Below are 15468 nucleotides of genomic sequence, written 5' to 3'. Positions count from 1 at the left end.
GGGGGGTGCCTTGCGGCTACTTCGCGAGCTTGGCGCGAGCGTTTTTCAGGTTGAAGACAGGCTTGCGGATTTCCGCGAAGGTGGGCTGGGAGACGGCCCACTCAGGGTTCTTTGCGAGTGCCGCGAGCTGCTCATCGTCGAGCTGGGCTTCTAGCAGCGTGCTGGTCTTCGGTGTCAGCACCACACCCGGCACGCAGCGGCGCAGCCGCGCTTCCGCCAGCAATTTCTTGCCGGGACTGCCTGTGTAGGTCAACACCACGCTTGTCACTTCAGAACTCCAAAACCTTCGTACTCGGCTGGCCAACCCACCTTTTGCGCTGCCTGCGACAGCATTTCGATGATGGCGTCGGCCCTTTCAGGGCCTTTGGGCATGTTAAGCAGCTTCGAGTTCCCTGACAACAGACGGGCTGCCATGCCCGACGAGTACGGCGTGGCCATCGACGTGCCGGACATCATTGCGTACTTTTCGCCCGGAAAGGTCGACAGTACGGCCACGCCGGGGCCGATGAAATCGGTCGAGAGGCCATAGTTCGAGAACTCGGCGACGAACTCCTTCTTGTGGCGGATCTCGCTCTCCTGGAAGCTCTCGGGGCAATCCGCCGGAAACGTGCCGTCATGCCCCAGTGCGCCGACAGCCAGGGTATGGCTGTATCGGGCCGGATAGCGCAGCAGGGGCTGGCCGTCGTTGCCGGTGGCCGCGAACACCACGACACCGGCATCGCGCGCCTTCTGCAGCAGGTCCGGCATCTCGGGCATCGGCTCCAGGCTGCCCATGCTGATGTTGACGATGTGGCAGCCGTCGCTGATCGCGCGTTCGAGCGCGCTGGCAATGTCGGTCGATTTGGCGCGTCCACGCTCGCCAGTCTTCGCGCAGACGCGGTAGGCCAGCAGGCGGCAGGCCGGCGCCAGGCCGTAGATGCCGGTGTCCGCCGCCTTCTTGCCCGCGATGATCCCGGCCACGTGCGTCCCGTGCCCGATGCCGTTGTCGAGAAAATCCGCGGCGTTCTCGCCGGTGACGAAACAGGCGCCGTCCGCCACGGCGATGTCCGCATGCGGCCCGACGCCGCTGTCGATCACCCCGACGGTCACGCCGGCTCCGGCTTGCGGGTCGTAGGGGGCGTAGTTCGCCAGCAGCTGGAAACTGTCGGGCACGAGCGGAAGGGCCTGCACATTCAATCGCTTGGGTGCCGCGATCCGGTCGAACCCCTTGACGAAAACCGACCAGTGCGTGTGTTCTGGCTCGACCAGGATCATTTCCACCCGTGGGTAGAGGACGGGAATTCCAATGCTCGCGATGCCTTGGCTGTCGGTCACGGCGGGCACGTGCGCGCCATCCCAATCCACGAGCGCCTTGACGCGCACTCCCGGCACCGGCCTGCCCTGTGGGTCGGAAAGAAGCAGCTCGAAGCGTCTGACCTTGGCACCCGGCGCCACCTGGATCGCGGTGGCCTCCAGTTCGTCACCCAGCGGGCGGATGTATTGCAGATAGGCCCATGCGGCAGGCGCGACCCGCAGCCCCGGCGTATTCCGGCGCATCGCCAGCAGGGCCGACGAGTTGGCCCTCATCACCGAAACGTCGTCGATCTGCTTGAGGAGCCTCATCCGCGGAACGCCACGGCCCTGCACTCGCGGGCCCAGCGCCTCCGCGGCGTTGCCCAGATTGATGGCATTCAGCGTCGCCAGCTCGGCACCACCGGCCACGGCGCTCCTGGAGGGCCACACGATGACGTCGTCCGAGAACTTGGGCTCCACCGCCATGCGACGCAGGCGCAGTTGCTGCAGCAGGCGCTCCAGCTTCTCGCCGTCCGACTTGGACAGCTCGCTTTTTGCGGACTGGTAGGTGGAGCCGGGGGTGCGCCCGGCTTCGCGTGGAAGGTTGCTGCCGCGCCTCGGCGCTTCCCGTCGCTCGTTTGCTGCTGTAGCCATGGACTCTCCCCCTTGTTGCCGTTTTATCGCACAAGGTGGCTTCAGTTCGATGAATCGGCCTCCCGAGCTACCCCACGATTCCGCGCGCATGCAGCGCGGCGATCTGCTCCTCGCTCAGCCCGATTTCCTTCAGCACCGCGTCGGTGTCCGCGCCCAGCGCGGGCGCGTTGTGCCGGTGGCTGGCCGGCGTGAGCGAGAGCTTGGGCACGAAGCCCGGCACGGCCAGCGCGCTGCCGTCGCTCATTCGCACCTGCCGCAGCATGCCGCGCGCCGCGTAGTGGGGGTCGGCCGCGATATCGGCGATGGTGTAGATGCGCCCCGCCGGCACGTGCGACGCGTCGAGCGCGGCCAGCACCTCGTCGACCGTGTGCTTCGCGGCCCAGTCGCCGATGGCGGCGTCCAGCATCTCGACCTGCGCCACGCGCCCGGCGTTGCCGGCCAGGGCCGGGTCGGCGGCCAGGTCGGGCCGGCCGATGCATTCCATGAGCCTGCGGAAGATGCTGTCGCCGTTGCCCGCGACGATGGCGTAGCCGCCGTCCGCGCAGCGGTAGGCGTTGGTCGGCGCGATGCCCGGCAGCGCGCTGCCGGCGGCCTCGCGCACCGCGCCGAAGGCGTCGTACTCTGGCAGCAGGCTTTCCATGCAGTTGAAGACGGCCTCGTAGAGCGCCACGTCGATCACCTGGCCGCCCGAGTTCGACACCAACCGCGCTAAGTGCTTGATTTGTATGGGCCAAGACTCTCGGCTGCCACTACAGCAGGCTCAATTGGGTGTCTTGCTGGGGTTTTTTGATCTTCAGTGCGGCCAGCACATCGGTCTGGCGTTGGACGATGGAAGAGACGCCCGCAATGGGCGCGGCATTGTTGATGCTCACACGGTGGCGCTGAATTCGCCGCAAGTCCGCCAGGGCAGCCTCCGGTGACAAATCGCTGCCACTCATCTTCAGGCGCTGGCGCATCACGCGGTACAGGATCAGGGCCAGCATGCAAATGCTCGCATGCGCCTTGATGCGCTCGGGCAGGCGGTGGAACACCGGCGCAATCTCGATCTCCGACTTCAGCACCCGAAATCCCCGTTCGATGTCTGCCAGTGCCTTGTAGCGCTGCACCACCTCTTTGGGTGTCAAGTCCGCCACGTTGGTCACCAGCAGCAGCTTGCCATCCATCGCCTGGGCGCGGGCCAGAGCTGCCTGGTCGATGTCATACGTGAACAGATCGGCATGCAAATCGACCTTGATGATGCGCTTGAGGTGCGCCTCGCTCACCTCATGGAAGAAGCGTGCCGTCACACCCGCATCAGACAGCTTTCTACCCCGGTGTGCCTTGCCTGCATCTTGCGAATCGAGCTTGCCCACCAGCTGGTCGGCGCGCTGGCGCAATTGGTCAATGCGCGCCTGACGACTGGCAGTCTGCTCGGCCGCCTGCTGCGGGTTATGGGCCGCCACCAGACGAAGACCCTGCCATTGCGCCTCATCGATAGTCTCTTCTGTCGTTTCTTGCTCTGATGCGCGGGCTCGGGCTCGGGCGTTGATCGGCTCCAGTATGTCTGCGAACTCGCCATAGCGCCGCCCCGGCACTGCCAGGATGAACTCCAGCGCTTGATCGGTTGATCCGCTGGCCCCACCCGACAAGCGCAACTCGGACAAGGCCTCTATGTTGTCCAGCGAAAGCAGCCCACGGTCAGCCACCACCACCAGGCGGCGGATGTGCGGGTAACGCGCCATCACCTTCTTCAAGGTCGGCTCCAACGTCGGTGCCTCGGCTGTGTTGCCCGCAAACACCTCGTGATAGATAGGCATGCCGTCGGCTGTTTGCACCACGCCGAGCATGAATTGGCGCACCACCATGCCTTCCTTGGACATCCCATAGCGGCGCACGTCACCCTCTTGCTGGCTCAGTCCTTGGGCGCGGATGGTGGTCAGGTCGTAGAACACCACCGACAGATCCTCATCAATCAGCGGGCGCAAAAGGCCCGCCACGCATTCATCCACCGCGTCCTGGTGGTCCATGAGCGCATCCATGCTGCGCAGCAGTTGCTGGTGGGTGAGTGCCTCTGCATCGATACCCGGCATGCTGACGGTTTGCAGCCAGCGCAGCACCCCGAGCTTGGAGTCGGGGTCGCACAGCCGGTTAAAGACCATCACCCGCAGGGCATGCTCGATGGGGTTGGTAAAGCGTGCGCGGCGAAAGACAGCAGCCAAGCCATCGAAACCCAACTCGTGCCAGAGTTGATCCAGCGCCCAGACATCGCCCAGGGCCAGTGCGGATTCAAAACGCACCTGGGGAACGGATGTCTCACTCAGTGAGCGACCCTTGGCGCGAAGCAGACCGCCCAGCAGTGAGTCGACTTGTCCATCTGTTTCGTCCACCCGCCCGATGGTGGCCAGCGTGCGCTGGCGGGGTTTGCCGTGTTCGTCTCGGAAGGACTCCACCAACTGGGCGTAGGTGTGGCCGCCTGAGCGGGTGAGCTTGATGAACATAGAAGAAGTGTAGCAAAAAAATACGGGCAATTGCCAACACATCAGCAATAAAACATTGCCACTACATAAAAATCAAAACGCCTCAGCTAAGTGCTTGATTCATATGGCACCGGTCCGCGAAAACATCGGAAAACGGCGGTTTGGTGTCGAACTCGGGTGGCCGCGCCCCTTCGGATATTCGGCGCTCACCGTGGCGTGCCGATGCTGCATGGCCAGCAGAACGCCGATCACGCCGTGCAGCGAAGCCAGCGTGTCGCCGATGGACACGCCCACGCGCACCGGCACGCGGCCCGGCTCGCCCGTGAGATGGCGCAGGCCGCCCATGGCCTCGGCCACCACGCCGAAGCCGGGCCGGTCGCGATACGGTCCGGTCTGGCCGTAGCCGCTGATGCGCAGCATGACGAGCGCGGGGTTGGCGGCCAGCAGTTCGTCGGGGCCCAGGCCCCAGCCTTCCATCGCGCCGGGGCGGAAGTTCTCGATCAGCACGTCGGCCTCGGCCGCGAGCTTGCGCACCACGGCCTGCGCCTCGGGCTCGCGCAAGTCCAGCGCCAGCGAGCGCTTGTTGCGCGACTGCACCTGCCACCAGACCGAAGTGCCGTCCTTCAACAGCCGCCAGTTGCGCAGCGGGTCGCCCGCGCCGGGCGGCTCGATCTTGATGACTTCGGCGCCGAAGTCGGCCAGCGTGCGCGCCGCGAAGGGCCCCGCGATCAGCTGGCCGAGTTCGATGACCTTCAAGCCGGCCAGAGGGCCGGCGGCATGGGAAGAGGAGGCTGTCGTCGCCGTCATGCCCCGGACCGCTCAGGCCAGGCGGGTGCCGCCGCCGGGCGCGCCGAGCAGCGCGTCGAGGTTGCGCGTGATCTTCTGCTCGATGACCTCGCTGAAGCTGCTGAACAGAAAGCCCAGCGTCGCGTCGAGCGTGAAGGTGCTGGCCGTGACCTCGACCGTGCCGTCGATGCCGGCCCGTGTGAACTGCGCCACGTCGCGGTCCTTGCCTTCGGTGTAGGCGCATTCGAGACCGAATTCCTCCTGGGCCTGTTTCACCCACTTGCGCGCGACTTCGCGTGCGCCGGCAATGCCCAGCGCGTGGTTGCGTTCGATATGGATGTCAGGCACCGGAATTTTCCTTGTTGTCTTTGGGGCTGGAATGGGTCTGCAGGACGCCGCTGGCCGACGCCAGCGCGGCGCGGCGCTCCTGCTCGGTCGGCAGCGCGGCAATGCGCTTGACCTCAGTGTAGAAGCGCGGCCACTCGTGGCCCTCGCGCTCGAAGAGTTGCTCGAAGCTCGGCACCAGGTCGTCGTAGGCGCCCTGCGCGCCGAAGGCCGCGTTGTTGGCGCGCGCCACCCAGGCGTCGTAGGCGTTCTGGCGCGGGCCGCTCCAGCCGGCTTTCAGCTTGGCGTAGCGCTCGCGGAAGTCGGCCATGGCGGCCTGCTTCATGACCTCGACCCTGGCCCAGTCCTTGGCCTTGGCTTCGGGCGACTCGTAGACCTGCGTGAGCGCGCGGCGGGTATCGAGCGCGAGCGCGCGGAAGTCCTGGCGCTGCATGTCGAACTGCGCGTATTCGCGGCGGGCCGGCTCGCCGGCCTCGCGCTGCAGCCACAAGGCGCCGCCGATGCGCTCGACCGCCGTGGCGTACGACTCGTTGAACACCGTGTCGCCCGGCACGTAGAGCACCTGGTGCGCGAGTTCGTGGAACACGATGCGCGCGAGCTCGCCTTCGGGATAGCCGATGAAGGTGGACAGCAGCGGGTCGCCGCCGGCCCAGTTCATCCAGCCGAGCGTGGAGTACGCGGGCACGGGGTAGACGGCAACCTCCATGCCTTCCTTCTTCTGCGCCTCGGCCTCGGCCTTGGCCAGGGCTTCGTCGTAGTAGCCGCGATAGCCCACGCAGCCCGCCACCGGGAAGCACCAGCTCTTGAGCGTGAGCGAGTACGGCGGCGCGGCCACCACGTTCCACACGGCGGCGGCGCGGTGCAGGTCGGCGTACGACTTGTAGCTGGGGTTGTCGGGCAGGCCGAGTTCGGCGGACGCGAAGCGGCGGATGCGCTGCGTGAGTTCGAGCTTGGCTTTCAGCGCCGCGGACACCGACGGGTCGGCCAGCCACTCGGGCACGGGCTTGGCGGCCCGCATGATGCCGATGTGGCCGCTGGCCGACTGCCAGTAGTAGCCGAGGTCGGCGCAGCCGGTCAGGAACACCGAGCCGGCCAGCGCGAGCGCCGAAAGCAGCTTCACGCCTTCTCGACCTCGACGAGGCAGTCGTAGAAGGTGGGACCGCGGCCGATGTCGGTCAGGCGCTGGCTGGTGAGCTCGTTGACGTTGGTGCCGTCCATGCCGAGCTTGCGCCACCAGATGCCCATGCCGTGCACCACGCCCTGCCGCGCGCGGCGCGAGACCTCGGCGCGGCAGCGGTGCTCGCCGCGCTTGTTGAACACGCGCACCAGCGCGCCGTCCTCGATGCCGCGCGCGGCGGCGTCGGCCTCGTGGATCTCCAGCAGCGGCTCGACCTCGATGGCGCGCAGGCTGGTCACGTTGACGAAGGTCGAATTGAGGAAATTGCGCGCCGGCGGCGAGATCATGGCCAGCGGGAATTCGGTCGAGCTGCCGGCCGGCTCCCAGTTGGGCACATGGTCGGGCAGGCCGTTCATGCCCATGGCTTCCAGCCGCGCGCTGAAGAATTCGCAGCGGCCCGAAGGCGTGGGGAACTTGCCTTCGGCAAAAGGCGCTTCCGGCAGCTTCACGCTGGTGAAGCCTTGTTCCAGCAACTGCGGGAAGTCGATGGCGTTTTCAGCGAAGGCGGTGCGGCACAGCGTCTCGTCGGAATCGGAGAAGCAGGGTTCGGTGAAGCCCATGCGGCGCGCCAGTTCGCGGAACACCCAGGCATTGCTGCGGGCCTCGCCGCGCGGCGCCACGGCCGGGCGGTTCAGCAGCACGTCGGTGTGGCCATAGCTGCAGTGGATGTCCCAGTGCTCCAGCTGCGTGGTGGCTGGCAGCAGGTAGTCGGCGTAGTCGGCGGTGTCGGTGCGGAACTGCTCCAGCACCACGGTGAAGAGGTCTTCGCGCGCGAAGCCCGCCGCCACCTTGGCCGACTCGGGCGCCACCGCCACCGGGTTGCTGTTGTAGACCACGATGGCCTTCACCGGGTTGGCCGTGTCCAGCAGCGCGTCGCCGATGGTGCTCATGTTGATGGTGCGCGGCTTGCGCCCGGCCAGCAGGTCGGGGCGCTGCAGCGCGGCGCGGTCGACCGGGTAGTGGCCCGAACTGCTCAGCAGCAGGCCGCCCGCGCGATCGCGCCAGGCGCCCACCAGCGCCGGCAGGCAGGCGATGGCGCGGGCCGCGTTGCCGCCGCCGCGCACGCGCTGCATGCCGTAGTTCAGGCGGATGGCGGCCGGCCTGGTGGTGCCGTAGGCCTTGGCCAGCGCCACGATCTGTTCTTCGGGCACGCCGCACACCTGCGCGGCGCGCGACGGCGGCCACTGCAGTGCGCGCTCGCGCAGCTGCTCCCAGCCCAGCGTGTGGTTGGCGATGTAGTCGTGGTCGAGCCAGTCGTGCACGATCAGCTCGTGCATCAGGGCCAGCGCCAGCGCGGCGTCGGTGCCGGGCAGCAGCGCGATGTGCTCGTCGCACTTGTCGGCGGTTTCGGTCTTGCGCGGGTCGATGCACACCAGCCGCGCGCCGGCGCGCTTGGCGGCCTGAGCGTGGCGCCAGAAATGCAGGTTGCTCGCGATGGAGTTGCTGCCCCAGATCAATATGAGCTTGGCCTCGGCGAAGAACTCGATGCGCATCCCGACCTTGGCGCCCAGCGTGTAGACCATGGCCTCGCCGCCAGCCATGGAGCAGATGGTGCGGTCCAGCAGGGTGGCGCCCAGCTTGTGGAAGAAGCGCCGGTCCATCGACTCGCCCTGCACCAGGCCCATGGTGCCCGCATAGCTGTAGGGGACAATGACTTCGGGTTTTCCCTGTAATACTCGAAGATGCGCGGCGATGTCGTCCAGCGCGGCGTCCCAGCTCACCGGCTCGAACTGGCCGCTGCCCTTGGGGCCGACGCGCTTCAGGGGCTGGACCAGCCGCTCGGCGTGGTCGTTGCGCTCGATGTAGCGCGACACCTTGGTGCACAGCACGCCGCCGGTGTGCGAATGCGCGGCATTGCCCTGCAGCTTCACGGCCACGCCGTCCTTGACGGTGGTGACGAGCGCACACGTGTCCGGGCAGTCATGGGGGCAGGCCCCCAGCACGGTGGACGTGACGGGCGGGGATGCTTCTTCGAGCAGGGAATCCGGTGCGTGGGGCATCGGGCAAGTCTAATTTGTGCGCGAGTCAGAGCGCGGGAACGGGTTTTCAACATGACGATGAATCGACGACATTTTTCGCTGGCCGCCGGCGCGGCCGCCGCGCTGGGCGGCTTCGGCATCGCCCGGGCGCAGGGCGAGACGCCGCTGGTGCTGGGCCAGTCCGCGCCGTTCACCGGGCCGTCCGCGCAGCTGGGCATCCAGTTCAACCAGGGCGCCAAGCTGTTCCTGGACCAGTACAACGCCCAGCCGGGCCGCCGCAACCTGGTCATCAAGAACCTCGACGACGGCTACGAGCCCGACCGCTGCGCCGCCAACACGCAGAAATTCATCGAGGAAGACGTGTTCGCCCTGTTCGGCTACATCGGCACGCCGACCAGCCTGGCGGCGCTGCCACTGGCGGTGAAGGACAAGGTGCCTTTCATCGCCCCCGTCACCGGCGCGATGGCGCTGCGCGAGCCGTTCCAGAAAAACGTGTTCCACCTGCGCGCCTCGTACGACGACGAGACCGCGATGGTGGTCAAGCAGCTCACCAACCTGGGCCTGAAGAAGATCGCCGTGTTCCAGCAGAACGACGCCTACGGCAAGGCCGGGCTCGACGGCGTGACGGCGGCGCTGGCGCAGCAGTCGCTCAAGCCGGTGGCGCTGGCCACGGTGGAGCGCAATTCTGTGGACGTGGCGCAGGCGGTGAAGACCATCGTGGCGGCGCGGCCTGACGCGGTGGTCCAGGTGAGCGCGTACAAGTCTTGCGCGGCCTTCATCCGCGAGGCGCGCAAGGCGGGCTACGGCGGCACCTTCTTCAACCTGTCATTCGTCGGCACGCAGGCGCTGGCCGACGAACTGGGCAAGGAGGCGGCGGGCGTGATGGTGACGCAGGTGGTGCCCTCGCCCTACAACCCGGCCAACGCCCTCACGCGCGAGTTCACCGAGGCGGTGCGCAAGGCCGGCAACGGCGCGAGCGCGAATTTCTCGAGCATGGAAGGCTACCTGGCCGCCAAGGTGCTGGCCGAGGGGCTGCGCAAGGTGTCGGGCAAGCCCACGCGCGACAACCTGATCGCGGGGCTGGAAGGCATCGACCGCCAGCAGTTCGGCGGCTTCGAGGTGTCGTTCTCGGCCAGGAACCACGTGGGCTCGAAGTTCGTCGAGCTGTCGATGCTGACCGGAGACGGCCGGGTCAGGACCTGAGTCCGTCCACCGCCTGGAACATCGCCTGGCGGGCCTGGCTGACGATCTGCCCGCGCCAGGCATCGGTGTCGGTATAGAAGGCTTCCACCATCCGCGCGCGGATGCTGTCCGCCAGGTCGGCCGGTGCCTCCGGGTGCTTGTGCAGCCAGTGGTCGGCGCGCAGCGCGCCCGTCACTTCCAGGATGGGCAGCGTGCCGTACTCGAGCGCGATGCCGGTGTACTCGGCCTGCGGGCACTCCTCGTACATGGCGTCCCACATCAGCCCGCGCAGCAGCGCCGAGGTCGACGAACCGTCGTAGATCGATGTGACCGGCGCGGACGGCGTGCCCCACCACGCATTGGCGCGCTCGTAGGCGACCTTGTCGTCGCGGCAGGCGAAGATGCGCTCGCCCAGGCCGTTCGGGCCCAGGCCCGTGTGCAGGTCGATCCAGGCCACGCGCCGGGCCTTTCCCGCATGGCGCTTGAGCACGCCGCGGATGGTCTTGTTGCTCCAGGTCGGCGCCTTGCCGCCGAAGAACAGGCCGTCGTCGAACTGGTACTGGCCGCTGGTCACGGCCGCCTGGTAGGCGGTGGCGCCGTGCTTCTCGATCCACTTGGCCACGGCCGCCTGGTTCTCGGGCGTGGGCGGCCAGGTGGCGGGCAGCAGCAGCTCGTGCAGCTTGGCGTAGGGCTCGTTGACCGGCACCGGCTTGGAGAAATCGATGAAGTTGCGGTTCAGGTCGACGTTCTCGTGCGTGACGCGCCGGCCATAAGAAAAGCCGTGCGGGTTGAGCGCATGCACGTACAGCACCGCCACGCCCTGCGCCTTGGCCTTCTCGCGCCATTCGGCGTCGTGCAGCGCGAACACCTGCACGCCGCTGCCGCAATGGCCTTCCACGCCGTGGCAGGCGCTGGTGACGATCAGCAGGTGCTCGGCATCGGGGTTGCCGTCGAGCGCCACGTCCATCGACAGTTCCTCGCCGTCGCGGCCCTTGAGCGGATGCGCATGCGGCTCGACCGTGAGGCCGGCGCTCACGCAGGCCTGCAGGAACTTCTGGCGCGCCTGCGCGTAGCGCGGCGAAAAGGCTTCGGGAATGGCGATCATGTGGCGGTCACTCCGCGGCGGCGGCTGGCTTGAGGAACTGCTCGGCGATCTGCACCCAGCAGGTGGCGCCCAGCGGGATGAGGTCGTCGTTGAAGTCGTAGCTCGCGTTGTGCAGCGTGCACGGGCCTTCGCCGTGGTGCACGTCGCGGTGCGCGCCGTCGCCGTTGCCGATGAAGGCATAGGCGCCGGGCTTGGCCTGCAGCATGAAGGCGAAGTCTTCCGAGGTCATGGCCGCTTCCTGCTTCAGCACGTTCTCGGAGCCGACGATGCCGCCCATCACGCGGCGCGCGAAGTCGGCCTCGGCCTCGGTGTTGACGGTGGGCGGGTAGTAGCGCTCGAAGCGGAAATCGCAGGTGGCGTCGTGCGCGGCGCAGATGTGGTCGGCGATCTGCTTCATCTTCGCCTCGATCAGGTCGAGCACCTCCAGCGAGAACGTGCGCACCGTGCCCGACAGCTCGCAGTTGTCGGGAATCACGTTGTTGGTTTCGCCGGCGTGGATGGTGGTGACCGAGATCACGGCCGAATCGGTCGGCTTCATCTTGCGCGTGAGGATGGTCTGGAAGGCCTGCACGATCTCGCAGGCGATGGGCACCGGGTCGATGCCGGTCTGCGGCAGCGCCGCGTGGCCGCCCTTGCCGATCACGTTCACGAAGAACTTGTTGCCCGACGCCATCACGGGGCCCGGGCTCACCGCGAACTGGCCGGCCTTCATGCCGGGCCAGTTGTGCATGCCGAACACGGCGTCCATGGGGAACTGCTCGAACAGCCCCTCCTTGATCATCTCGCGGGCGCCGCCGCCGCCCTCTTCCGCCGGCTGGAAGATCAGGTACACGGTGCCGTCGAAGTTGCGGTTCTTCGCCAGGTGCTGCGCGGCCGCCAGCAGCATGGCGGTGTGGCCGTCGTGGCCGCAGGCGTGCATCTTGCCGTGGTGCTTGCTGGCATGGGCGAAGGTGTTGAGTTCGGTGACGGGCAGCGCGTCCATGTCGGCGCGCAGGCCGACCGCGCGGCTGCTGGTGCCGTTCTTGACGATGCCCACCACGCCGGTGGTGCCGAGGCCCCGGTGGATGGGAATGCCCCATTCGGTGAGCTTGCCTGCCACCACGTCGGCGGTGCGGACTTCTTCGAAGCAGAGTTCGGGATGGGCGTGGAGGTCACGTCGCACGGCGGCGATGCCGGCCGCCTGCGTGACGAGCGAATCGATGAGTTTCATGGCGTGGAGGTCTCAAAATGCCAGTCTATACAGTCTGCCCGCTGGAGGCACCGCGTAGATACGCGCACGCGGCGCGCGCACCCGCTCAGTGCGCGGCATGCCAGAAGCCCCGGTGCGGTGCGGCCGCCTCGTCCTCGAGCAGCGGGCCGATCACCTCGACCTTGTGCTGCCCGCGCACGAACACTTCGCGACAGGGCAGCGAGAAGGTCGGGTTCTCGGGGTGGTCGCCGGTCAGGCCCAGCAGCGTGTGTTCCGACAGCGCATAGACCACGCGGCCGATGTTGGTCCAGTAGATGGCGCCCGCGCACATGCAGCAGGGCTCGGCGCTGGTGAACAACGTGCAGCGCGCCAGTTGCTCGGGCGTGAGCAGCCGCGCGGCCTGCGCGGCTGCCACCAGTTCGGCGTGCTGGGTGGGGTCGCCCTCGGGCGGCATCGAGTTGTTGCCGGCGCTGGCGACGACCTCGCCGTGCTCGTCGGCCACCAGCGCCGCGAAGGGATGGCGCCCGCGCGCCTTCGATTCGTCCGATAGGCGGATGGCCATGCGCAGCAGTTCGAGGTCGCGCGGCGAGAGCCCGGCGGGCGTGGCTGGCGCGGAGGGATGTGCGTGAGCGTTCATGGAAATGTTCGCGAGAAAAAAGAAAGGGCAAGACGCCCCGGGTCGATGCACCACAAGCGTGGCCGATCATCGCCCAGGCGCCGGCGTCATGGGCATGTGCACGCATCGTGCCGACTTCCGGGAGAATGCTGCGCATGCTCCACACGCTTTCCCCCCAAAGCCTCCTGCTGGCCCAGACCCTGGTGCGCATGAACACCGTCAGTGCCAACAGCAACCTCGAACTGATCGACTTCGCGCAGAGCCACCTGAAGGCCCTGGGCGTGCAAAGCCGCATCACCTACAACGCCGAGCGCACCAAGGCGAACCTGTTCGCCACGCTGGGCGAAGGCAAGCCGGCCGGCGTCATCGTCTCGGGCCATACCGACACGGTGCCCTGGGACGGGCAGGACTGGAGCGTCGACCCGCTCTCGGCCATCGTGCAGAACGAGCGCCTCTACGGCCGCGGCTCGGCCGACATGAAGAGCTTCATCGCCATCGCGCTGGCCAACGCCGGCCGCTTCCTCGAAAGCGACTCGCCCTTCGCGGTGCACTTCGCCTTCAGCTACGACGAGGAAGTCGGCTGCTTCGGCGTGAAGGAACTCATCGCCGACATGCGCGACGCCGGCATCAACCCGCTGGCCTGCATCGTGGGCGAGCCCACCAGCATGGTGCCGGCCATCGCGCACAAGGGCGTGTACCGCTACAAGTGCTGCGTGCGCGGTAAGGAAGCGCACTCGTCGCTCACGCCGAAGTCGGTCAACGCCATCGAGATGGCCGCGCGCGTGATCGGCAAGGTGCGCGACATGGCGGAAGACTTCGAGCGCAACGAGCCGCGCTACGAGGGCTTCGACGTGCCCTTCAGCACCGCCAGCGTGGGCCAGTTCCACGGCGGCATCGCCGACAACGTGGTGCCGCGCGACGCCGAGTTCCGCTACGAATTCCGCGACCTGCCCACGGCCGACGCCAAGCGCATGCAGGCCGACGTGATGGCCTATGCGGGCAGCATCGAACCGGCAATGAAGAAGGTGGCGCCCGACGCGGGCTTCAGCTTCGAGACGATCTGCGAGATTCCGAGTTTCCTGGGCGCCGCCGACAACCCGGTCACCAAGCTGGCGCAGCGCCTTGCGGGCGAGGAAGGCACCACGCTGGTGGCTTTCGGCACCGAGGCGGGCCTGTTCAAGAACGCCGGCATTCCGACGGTGGTGTGCGGGCCGGGCAGCATCGAGCAGGCGCATCAGCCCGACGAGTTCGTGAGCCTCGAACAACTGGCGCGCTGCGAACTGTTCATGCAGCGCCTGGCCAGCTCGCCGACCATTGGCTGAACCGGCGGAAAGAAACGATGCCCTGCGGCGCATGAAGCGCGTCGCGCTCGGCCTGCTGTGCGGCGCCGCCGTGCTCTATGCCGTCGCGAGCGTGCTGCATGCGCAGCATCCGGCCTGGGGCTACGTCGCCGCGTTCGCCGAGGCCGCGATGGTCGGCGCCATTGCCGACTGGTTCGCGGTGGTGGCGCTGTTCCGTCATCCGCTGGGCCTGCCGATTCCGCACACGGCCATCATCCCGAGCAACAAGGACCGCATCGGCGCCAAGCTCGCGGGCTTCATCTGCGACAACTTCCTGAGCACCGCGCAGGTGCTGGGCAAGCTGAGGGAATTCGACACCGCCGGCCGCATCGCCGGCTGGCTGGCCCGGCCCGAGAGCGGCCGGAAGCTCGGCGAATGGGGCGTGGCCGCCACGCGCTACGGGCTCACGGCCTTCGACGACGAGCGGGTGCGCGACTTCATGGGCCGCGCCGCTGCCGCCGGCCTCGAGAAAATCGACCTCTCGCGCCTTACCGGCCAGGCGCTCGATGCGCTCACCGCCGGCGGACGCCACCAGGCGCTGCTCGACGACGTGCTGCAGCAGGTGGCCGGCCTGCTCGAAGGCGACGAGGTGCAGGCGCACATCACCGAAGCCATCGCGCGCGAGATCAAGACGCTGCGCTACGTGGGCCTCGACCAGGTGGCCGCCAAGCTGGCCACGCGCAAGATCGTGGCGGCCGTGGCGCGCACCATCGGCGAGCTGGCGGCCGAACCCGATCACCCGATGCGCCGGCGCTTCGACCACTTCGTCGACGACTTCGTGGTGCGCCTGAAGCTCGACCCCGACTTCCAGCGGCGCGGCGAGCAGATCCGCGCCGAACTCATCGCGCACCCGGCCCTGGGCGACTACCTGCACGGCCTGTGGGGCGAGCTGCTCGCATGGCTGCACGACGACCTGGGACGCGACGACTCGACCATCCGCAAGCGCATTGCGTCGATGGCCGGTGCGCTGGGCACCCGGCTGCAGGGCGACGAGGCCATCCGCCGCTGGATCAACGAGCAGATCGAAGCGGCCGCGCCGCTGGCCATCGAGCGCTACCGCGAGGACATCCGCCACTACATCGAGCAGCGCGTGGGCGAGTGGAACGCGCAGGAGATGACGGTGGAGCTGGAGCGCCACATCGGGCGCGACCTGCAGTTCATCCGCATCAACGGCACGCTCGTGGGCGGGCTGGTCGGGCTGCTGATCCACGCCGTCACGCAGCTGCTGCGCGGCTAGCGCCGGGACTGAACGGCGGCTGAAGGCCGCGGGTAATCCACAGCGAACGAAAGTCCGCATCCTGTCCCTGGCGCGACGCGGTGGACACGTTCGCCTCCTAGACTGTTTCGCGCATACAGAAACAGAAGAG

At 67.6% G+C, this 15468-nt stretch carries 12 protein-coding genes and 2 pseudogenes; 3 read left to right on the top strand and 11 right to left on the bottom strand.

Features of this window, described 5'->3' with window-relative positions:
• Nucleotides 1-16: 16 nt before the first annotated feature.
• From L3V85_RS04390 to L3V85_RS04355, 8 genes and pseudogenes are all read right to left on the bottom strand, one after another.
• Nucleotides 17-259, bottom strand: a complete 243-nt coding sequence (locus L3V85_RS04390) for a hypothetical protein (protein WP_237678186.1) — start codon at nt 257-259, stop codon at nt 17-19.
• Between the two features lie 5 nt (nt 260-264).
• Nucleotides 265-1926, bottom strand: coding sequence for a S8 family peptidase (locus L3V85_RS04385; protein ID WP_237678185.1), 1662 nt, complete (start codon nt 1924-1926; stop codon nt 265-267).
• A gap of 67 nt (nt 1927-1993) precedes the next feature.
• Nucleotides 1994-2611, bottom strand: a pseudogene (locus L3V85_RS04380) (CaiB/BaiF CoA transferase family protein); the annotation flags it as partial.
• A 64-nt stretch (nt 2612-2675) separates the two neighbouring features.
• Nucleotides 2676-4403, bottom strand: coding sequence for an IS1634 family transposase (locus tag L3V85_RS04375; RefSeq protein WP_237674302.1), 1728 nt, complete (start codon nt 4401-4403; stop codon nt 2676-2678).
• Between the two features lie 159 nt (nt 4404-4562).
• A pseudogene (locus tag L3V85_RS04370) lies at nt 4563-5189 on the bottom strand (CaiB/BaiF CoA transferase family protein); the annotation flags it as partial.
• Between the two features lie 12 nt (nt 5190-5201).
• Nucleotides 5202-5516 (bottom strand): polyhydroxyalkanoic acid system family protein, encoded by a 315-nt coding sequence (locus L3V85_RS04365; RefSeq protein ID WP_237678184.1) that lies wholly within the window; start codon nt 5514-5516, stop codon nt 5202-5204.
• Nucleotides 5509-6633, bottom strand: coding sequence for an aminopeptidase (locus L3V85_RS04360; protein ID WP_237678183.1), 1125 nt, complete (start codon nt 6631-6633; stop codon nt 5509-5511). Before L3V85_RS04360 ends, L3V85_RS04365 begins: the two co-directional genes overlap by 8 nt.
• Complete coding sequence (locus L3V85_RS04355) at nt 6630-8690, bottom strand: molybdopterin-containing oxidoreductase family protein (RefSeq protein WP_237678182.1); 2061 nt, start codon at nt 8688-8690, stop codon at nt 6630-6632. The genes L3V85_RS04360 and L3V85_RS04355 overlap by 4 nt, the downstream gene beginning before the upstream one ends.
• A gap of 51 nt (nt 8691-8741) precedes the next feature.
• On the opposite strand from L3V85_RS04355, the gene L3V85_RS04350 reads away from it, so the two are divergent.
• Complete coding sequence (locus tag L3V85_RS04350) at nt 8742-9872, top strand: ABC transporter substrate-binding protein (RefSeq protein ID WP_237678181.1); 1131 nt, start codon at nt 8742-8744, stop codon at nt 9870-9872.
• Here L3V85_RS04350 and L3V85_RS04345 read toward each other — a convergent pair.
• From L3V85_RS04345 to L3V85_RS04335, 3 genes are all read right to left on the bottom strand, one after another.
• Nucleotides 9862-10956 carry a M14 family metallopeptidase gene (locus L3V85_RS04345; protein ID WP_237678180.1) on the bottom strand — a complete coding sequence of 365 codons (1095 nt, stop codon included), beginning with the start codon at nt 10954-10956 and terminating at the stop codon, nt 9862-9864. The two genes, L3V85_RS04350 and L3V85_RS04345, sit on opposite strands and share 11 nt — an antisense overlap.
• Before the next feature lie 7 nt (nt 10957-10963).
• A complete protein-coding gene (locus L3V85_RS04340; RefSeq protein ID WP_237678179.1) occupies nt 10964-12166 on the bottom strand; it encodes a M20 aminoacylase family protein in 1203 nt (400 codons plus the stop codon).
• A gap of 85 nt (nt 12167-12251) precedes the next feature.
• Entirely contained in the window at nt 12252-12782 is a 531-nt protein-coding gene (locus tag L3V85_RS04335; RefSeq protein WP_237678178.1) for a nucleoside deaminase, read from the bottom strand.
• Between the two features lie 134 nt (nt 12783-12916).
• Between L3V85_RS04335 and argE the strand changes: the two genes are divergently transcribed.
• Together argE and L3V85_RS04325 are read left to right on the top strand one after the other, a co-directional pair.
• Nucleotides 12917-14083 carry an acetylornithine deacetylase gene (gene argE / locus L3V85_RS04330; protein ID WP_237678177.1) on the top strand — a complete coding sequence of 389 codons (1167 nt, stop codon included), beginning with the start codon at nt 12917-12919 and terminating at the stop codon, nt 14081-14083.
• A 31-nt stretch (nt 14084-14114) separates the two neighbouring features.
• On the top strand, nt 14115-15338 hold the full coding sequence (locus tag L3V85_RS04325; protein ID WP_237678176.1) for a DUF445 domain-containing protein: 1224 nt from the start codon (nt 14115-14117) through the stop codon (nt 15336-15338).
• Nucleotides 15339-15468: the final 130 nt, after the last annotated feature.

This window comes from Variovorax paradoxus (assembly GCF_022009635.1).
Lineage (GTDB): Bacteria > Pseudomonadota > Gammaproteobacteria > Burkholderiales > Burkholderiaceae_C > Variovorax.
This window is presented reverse-complemented; position numbering and strand designations above follow the sequence as displayed.

What these genes read in the sequence shown, in the direction of transcription:
- L3V85_RS04340 (WP_237678179.1), bottom strand. Translation starts at nt 12,166, where the DNA reads ATGAAACTCATCGATTCGCTCGTCACGCAGGCGGCCGGCATCGCCGCC.
- L3V85_RS04325 (WP_237678176.1), top strand. Translation starts at nt 14,115, where the DNA reads ATGAAGCGCGTCGCGCTCGGCCTGCTGTGCGGCGCCGCCGTGCTCTAT.
- L3V85_RS04355 (WP_237678182.1), bottom strand. Translation starts at nt 8,690, where the DNA reads ATGCCCCACGCACCGGATTCCCTGCTCGAAGAAGCATCCCCGCCCGTC.
- L3V85_RS04335 (WP_237678178.1), bottom strand. Translation starts at nt 12,782, where the DNA reads ATGAACGCTCACGCACATCCCTCCGCGCCAGCCACGCCCGCCGGGCTC.
- L3V85_RS04345 (WP_237678180.1), bottom strand. Translation starts at nt 10,956, where the DNA reads ATGATCGCCATTCCCGAAGCCTTTTCGCCGCGCTACGCGCAGGCGCGC.
- argE (WP_237678177.1), top strand. Translation starts at nt 12,917, where the DNA reads ATGCTCCACACGCTTTCCCCCCAAAGCCTCCTGCTGGCCCAGACCCTG.
- L3V85_RS04385 (WP_237678185.1), bottom strand. Translation starts at nt 1,926, where the DNA reads ATGGCTACAGCAGCAAACGAGCGACGGGAAGCGCCGAGGCGCGGCAGC.
- L3V85_RS04375 (WP_237674302.1), bottom strand. Translation starts at nt 4,403, where the DNA reads ATGTTCATCAAGCTCACCCGCTCAGGCGGCCACACCTACGCCCAGTTG.
- L3V85_RS04350 (WP_237678181.1), top strand. Translation starts at nt 8,742, where the DNA reads ATGACGATGAATCGACGACATTTTTCGCTGGCCGCCGGCGCGGCCGCC.